Annotated in this window: 5 protein-coding genes and 1 pseudogene; 3 read left to right on the forward strand and 3 right to left on the reverse strand. The window is 60.4% G+C overall.

From position 1 onward, the window contains the following. A pseudogene (locus VGK14_RS03900) lies at positions 1-128 on the forward strand (IS1595 family transposase); the annotation flags it as partial. 130 nt (positions 129-258) lie between these two features. Beyond that, a complete protein-coding gene (gene ald, locus VGK14_RS03905) occupies positions 259-1,380 on the forward strand; it encodes an alanine dehydrogenase (RefSeq protein WP_331507622.1) in 1,122 nt (373 codons plus the stop codon). A 15-nt stretch (positions 1,381-1,395) separates the two neighbouring features. Here the strand turns inward: ald and VGK14_RS03910 are convergent, their stop codons facing one another. From VGK14_RS03910 to VGK14_RS03920, 3 genes are all read right to left on the reverse strand, one after another. Next, the gene (locus VGK14_RS03910) at positions 1,396-1,743 is read right to left on the reverse strand and encodes a DUF2325 domain-containing protein (protein ID WP_331507623.1); all 348 of its coding nucleotides are present in this window, start codon (positions 1,741-1,743) and stop codon (positions 1,396-1,398) included. A 96-nt stretch (positions 1,744-1,839) separates the two neighbouring features. Further along, the gene (locus tag VGK14_RS03915; protein WP_331507624.1) at positions 1,840-2,847 is read right to left on the reverse strand and encodes a sulfate ABC transporter substrate-binding protein; all 1,008 of its coding nucleotides are present in this window, start codon (positions 2,845-2,847) and stop codon (positions 1,840-1,842) included. 16 nt (positions 2,848-2,863) lie between these two features. Further along, positions 2,864-4,519 (reverse strand): OprO/OprP family phosphate-selective porin, encoded by a 1,656-nt coding sequence (locus VGK14_RS03920; RefSeq protein WP_331507625.1) that lies wholly within the window; start codon positions 4,517-4,519, stop codon positions 2,864-2,866. A gap of 202 nt (positions 4,520-4,721) precedes the next feature. On the opposite strand from VGK14_RS03920, the gene VGK14_RS03925 reads away from it, so the two are divergent. Then, the coding region (locus VGK14_RS03925) for a PmbA/TldA family metallopeptidase (RefSeq protein WP_331507626.1) at positions 4,722-5,359 on the forward strand (638 nt) is incomplete at its 3' end.

Genomic DNA, 5,359 nt, shown 5'->3' on the forward strand with positions numbered 1-5,359 from the left:
CCAAGTTTAACGGCGTGGCTAAGCACACGTTTTACCTGCACCTGAAAGAGACTGAATTTCGATTCAACCATCGCCGTGATAATCTTTACCTTGAAGTACTCAAACTCTTACGAATAAATCCGCTTTAGCTTCCTAAGACCCTATTTTTATATTACATAAGAACATAAATTACTGATCAAAAAGACTTGGGTCGAGCTGCCGTTTTTTTACAAACTTCTTGATATAAACTAGCTCGATATATCGAGAGAGAGCCTGAAGATGCTGATCGGCGTACCCAAGGAAATCAAGATTCGAGAATACCGGGTGGGCATCGTACCGGCCAATGTCCGCGAGCTTGTCGCGCATGGTCACCAGGTCATGGTCGAGACCGGCGCTGGCGCTGGCATTGCAGCCACCGACCATCAGTACGAAGCCGCAGGGGCCATGATAGTCGACTTGGCGGAGAGAATTTTTTCTGCTGCGGACATGATCGTCAAGGTCAAGGAGCCGCAAGCGTCCGAGTGCGAGATGCTGCGGCGCGGCCAGATTCTCTTCACTTATCTTCATCTGGCCCCCGATCCCGCACAGGCCCAAGCGCTGATCAAATCCGGCGCCACCTGCATCGCGTACGAAACGGTGACGTCCGCGGACGGTAGCTTGCCGCTGCTGGCGCCGATGTCTGAAGTCGCCGGGCGGCTCTCGGTGCAGGCGGGAGCCTATTTCCTGGAAAAAGCGCACGGCGGCCTCGGCATATTGCTGGGCGGGGTTCCCGGCGTCGAACCGGCCAAAGTCGTCGTCATCGGCGGCGGCGTGGTCGGCACGCACGCCATCGATGTCGCGCTCGGCATGGGGGCGGAAGTGTGGGTGCTGGACCGTAATATCGGCACGCTGAACCGGCTCTGGAAGCAGTTCGGGCATGGCCTCAACACGGTTTTTTCTACCCGGGATGCGATCGAGCATCATTGCAGCATGGCCGATCTCGTCATCGGCAGCGTGTTGATCCCCGGCGCCGAGGCACCCAAACTGATTACGCGCGATATCGTCAGGCGCATGAAGCCGGGCTCGGTGATCGTCGACGTCGCCATCGACCAGGGCGGCTGCTGCGAGACCTCCCGTCCGACTACGCACGACGACCCCACCTATACCGTCGACGGCGTGATTCACTATTGCGTTGCGAACATGCCGGGCTCGGTTCCGCGCACCTCGGCCCATGCTCTCAACAATGCCACTCTGCCCTATGCGCTGGCCCTGGCGGATAAAGGCCTGGGCGCGCTGAAAGACGACCGTCACCTGCTGAACGGCCTGAACGTGTATCAGGGAAAAATTACCAACCAGCCGGTTGCCAAAGCGCTTGGCTATGATTACGTGGCACCGGACACAGCGCTGGCAGACCCTTATTAAATCGCGTTTGGTTCATCACGCGGCAAGCAGCATTTGCGGCTGGCGCTCTTCCTCCCTGGACGACTCGCTCAGCTGGCCGCGCTCGGCCAGCCTGGAAAGCGGCTGATACAGATTGCCGCCATTGCCGCGGGTATATACCACCTGCACCCCCAGCTTTTCCGCATTGCGCTTGACCTTGCCGGCCATCGAATGATTGATCCAGTCGGTCACCATCACCACCAGCTGCGTATCGCGTGGAATCGCATGCTTGCCGTCGCCTGCCTTGCGCCCGCCCCAGTGGGCGATGTGATCGATACCGAAAGCGGCCAGGGTCTGTTTGATGCCAGTGACATAATCGCCACCTACAATCAGTGCGGTTGTCATGCTCGATCTCCAGTCAGGAATCCATTTTCAGAGACGCCGGACTCGCGGCGCCTACGGAAACAGAATCGAAAGAGCGGCTCACGCCGCCTTCCCTGATTACTTCGCGTAAATCTGGTCGAACACCCCGCCGTCGGCGAAGTGCGTCTTCTGCGCTTTTTGCCAGCCGCCGAACACCTCGTCGATGGTGATCAGGCTGACTTTGGGGAACTGTTTCTCGTACTTCTTCGCGACCGACTCCAGACGCGGACGGTAGAAGTTCTTTGCGGCGATTTCCTGGCCTTCCTCGCTATAGAGATAATTCAGATAAGCCTCGGCCACCGCGCGCGTCTTGTGCTTGTCGACCACCTTGTCCACCACGGCGACCGGCGGTTCGGCCAGGATGGACAGCGACGGCACCACGATCTCGAACTTGCCCGGGTCTTCCTTCAGCGCCAGGAAGGCCTCGTTTTCCCAGGCCAGCAGCACATCGCCGATGCCGCGTTCGACGAAGGTAGTGGTCGCGCCGCGCGCGCCGGAATCCAGCACCGGCACGTTCTTGTAGAGCTTGGCCACGAAATCCTTGGCCTTGTTTTCGTCATTGCCGTTCTTCTTCAGCGCATAGCCCCAGGCCGCCAGGTAGTTCCAGCGCGCCCCGCCGGAAGTCTTGGGATTGGGCGTAATCACCGCCACGCCCGGCTTCGCCACATCGTCCCAATCCTTGATGTGCTTGGGGTTGCCCTTGCGCACCAGGAACACGATGGTCGAGGTGTAGGGCGCGCTGTTGCTGGGCAGGCGCTTCTGCCAGTTCTGCGGAATCAGCTTGGCCTTGTCGTATAAGGCGTCCACGTCGTACGCCAGCGCCAGCGTCACCACGTCGGCGTCCAGGCCGTCGATCACGGCGCGTGCCTGCTTGCCGGAACCGCCGTGCGAGGCCTTGACGCTGACGCTGTCGCCGGTCTTGGCTTTCCAGTATTTGGCAAACGCGGCGTTGAAGTCCTGGTACAGCTCGCGCGTCGGATCGTAGGACACATTGAGCAGGCTCACCTCGGCCGCTTGCAGACGCAGCGGGTTCGTCAGCGCCAGCACGACGACGAGGATACCTAGAATCGAATAATACTTTTTCATGATTTTTCCTTTTGAGTTAGAAAGCGATCTGGAAGCGGGCCAGCAGCACGCGCTCGTCCTCGCGGTCGCGGGCATTGGAACGGACCACCAAGTCCTTGAACGTGTGCGTCGGCGAACTGGTCAACGCCCCGCCGCCGTCAAAGGCGGTCTGCGCATAGTTCAGCGAGATTTTTACCTCGGGGTTCACGTACCAGTTGATGCCGGCGGTCCAGGTGTGCGCGGACTTGGCGGAAGCCTTGGGGTCGGCGTACAGGTAATGGTTCAGGGTCTGCAAGGTGCCGGCGCCGACCGCGCCTGTGCTTTGGTTGGCGGTCACGCCGGCGCCGCCCGACAAATTACCAAAAGCAAAGCTATCGTCATCGAGATTGAGCTCGCTATAACGGCCGACAATTTCCCAGGCACCCCAGCCGCCGTTGTCGAGATCGAAGTTGCGCTTGGGTTTCACGCCCTTGAACGAGGCGTCCTCGCCGGTCAGCAGGTAGCTCGCGGCAATTTCCCAGGCGTCGTGGTTCAGCGTCGTTTTCGCATGGCTGGACTGCCCCACCGCGACCTCCTGCGACACGCGGGTATATTCGGCCAGCAAGCCGAACGGGCCGTAGTAATAGTAGGCCTGGGGCGCGATGCGGGTGCGCTTGCCGTCGGCGTGCGCCAGCCAGGAAACGCCGGGGCCGCCGGTCAGCGTGGCGCCTTCGCCGATGCCGGAGCGCAGCACGCTGCCATCGACATAGCGGAAGAACGTCTGCTGCCCTTCGGTCTTGTACCCGGAAGTGAGTTCGGTGGAAGAACCGTTGACGGTATCCTTGGTGGTGCCGTCGACATTGCCGTAGGTAGCCGCAATGCCGAATCCCAACCCGGCCAGCGCGCTGTCGCTATCCTTGAACGGCACTGTAAACAGACGTGCCGCGTAATCCTTGTCCTTGTTGAAGTCGCTGGCCGTGGTGTTATCGCCGCCGTCGGCCACGCCATTATGGATGCCCACCGCATAGCTGAGCCTGCCGTCGAGCACATCGCCGTAGATCGAGGCACCCACGTCGCGGTTGGGCAGGATGCTGCTGACATAACTGCGCTCGATGAACTTGATGTCGGCGCCGCTTTGCAGACGCTCGAGGCCGACGAAAGGCTTGTACTTGCCGGCGCGCAGCTTGAACCATGGCGCGAAGCGGGCGTCCAGGTAGGCGTCGATCACCTGCGATTTGCCGTCGCCGTACTCGGGGGTAAAGCGGAAATCGTACTTGCCGAACACCGTGCCTTCGATGGTCGGCCGCACGCGCCGCAGCAGCGCAGTGCTGTTGGCATCTTCGGTGTTATCCAGATAGCCGGCGGTGCTGGCGCCCGCTGCGGCCTTCTGCGTCTGGTTGCGGCCCGTGGCAAAGCCCCGACCATCGGCTTGCAGCAGCCCCCGCAGCCGGATCTCGTGCTGCCCGTCCGCCGACTGCAGGCCGAAGCCTTTTTCGCTGGCCTTGACCACCGGGGTTTCCTTTTTCTTCGCCGCAGCCTCTTCTGCAGCGAGTTCGTTCTTGCGGTCCAGCACGCGGATCTTCTGGTCCAGCTCCTGCACCAGTGCTCGCAACTTTTCCAGCTCCTCGCTGTCATTCGCTAGTACCGGCGACGAGACCGCCAAAACCCCGCTCCCGACCAACAACGATGCGACGATTTTCTTTCTGAATGTCATGACTCTCTCCATTGAAGGTTCGCATTTCCAAAACAACGCTGCGAACTATAGAAAGCCATGCAAATAATGTAAAAGAATATTATTAAATATAATTATTCGAATTTAATATATTAGGCACTTCGCCATATGAATGGTAAAAAGCAGGGAGTAAAATCCGAGTTCGGGCCATCATCCTGCCCAGGCCTTTCGAGATAGCTAAACCATGAAACCAGACACTCTTCCCGCCGCATCCAGTCCGGAACCCGGTACCTTGTTCGCCGTTGCCAACAGCGCACTGCTGACGCCCTACGGCTTGGACTACCCGGCGCTGCAATCGGTGCTGGGCGGCATCATGACGCACCGCGTCGACTATGCCGACCTCTATTTCCAGTACAGCCGCGCGGAAAGCTGGGGGCTGGAAGAAGGCCAGGTCAAGTCCGGCAGCTTCAACATCGACCAGGGCGTCGGGGTGCGCGCCGTGTCCGGCGAAAAAACCGCGTTCGCCTATTCCGACGACATCAGCCTGCCGGCCTTGACCCAGGCGGCCGAGGCCACCCGCGCGATTGCCATCAAGGGCGACACGGGCTCGGCGGGAGCCGTGATGCGGCGCGGCGGCGGCGCCCAGCTGTATCTGCCGCACGATCCGATCGCCAGCCTCAGCGACGACCAGAAGGTCAAGCTGCTGGAGCGCCTGGAAGGCTATGCCCGCGCGCTGGACCCGCGCGTCACCCAGGTCACGGCCTCGCTGGCGGCGGAATACGAGGTGGTGCTGATCGCCCGCTTCGACGGCATGATGGCGGCCGACATCCGTCCCTTGGTGCGCGTTTCCATCCAGGTCATCGCCGAACAGGACAGCCGCCG

The sequence above is a fragment of the Novimethylophilus sp. genome, from assembly GCF_036504375.1.
GTDB lineage: Bacteria > Pseudomonadota > Gammaproteobacteria > Burkholderiales > Methylophilaceae > Novimethylophilus.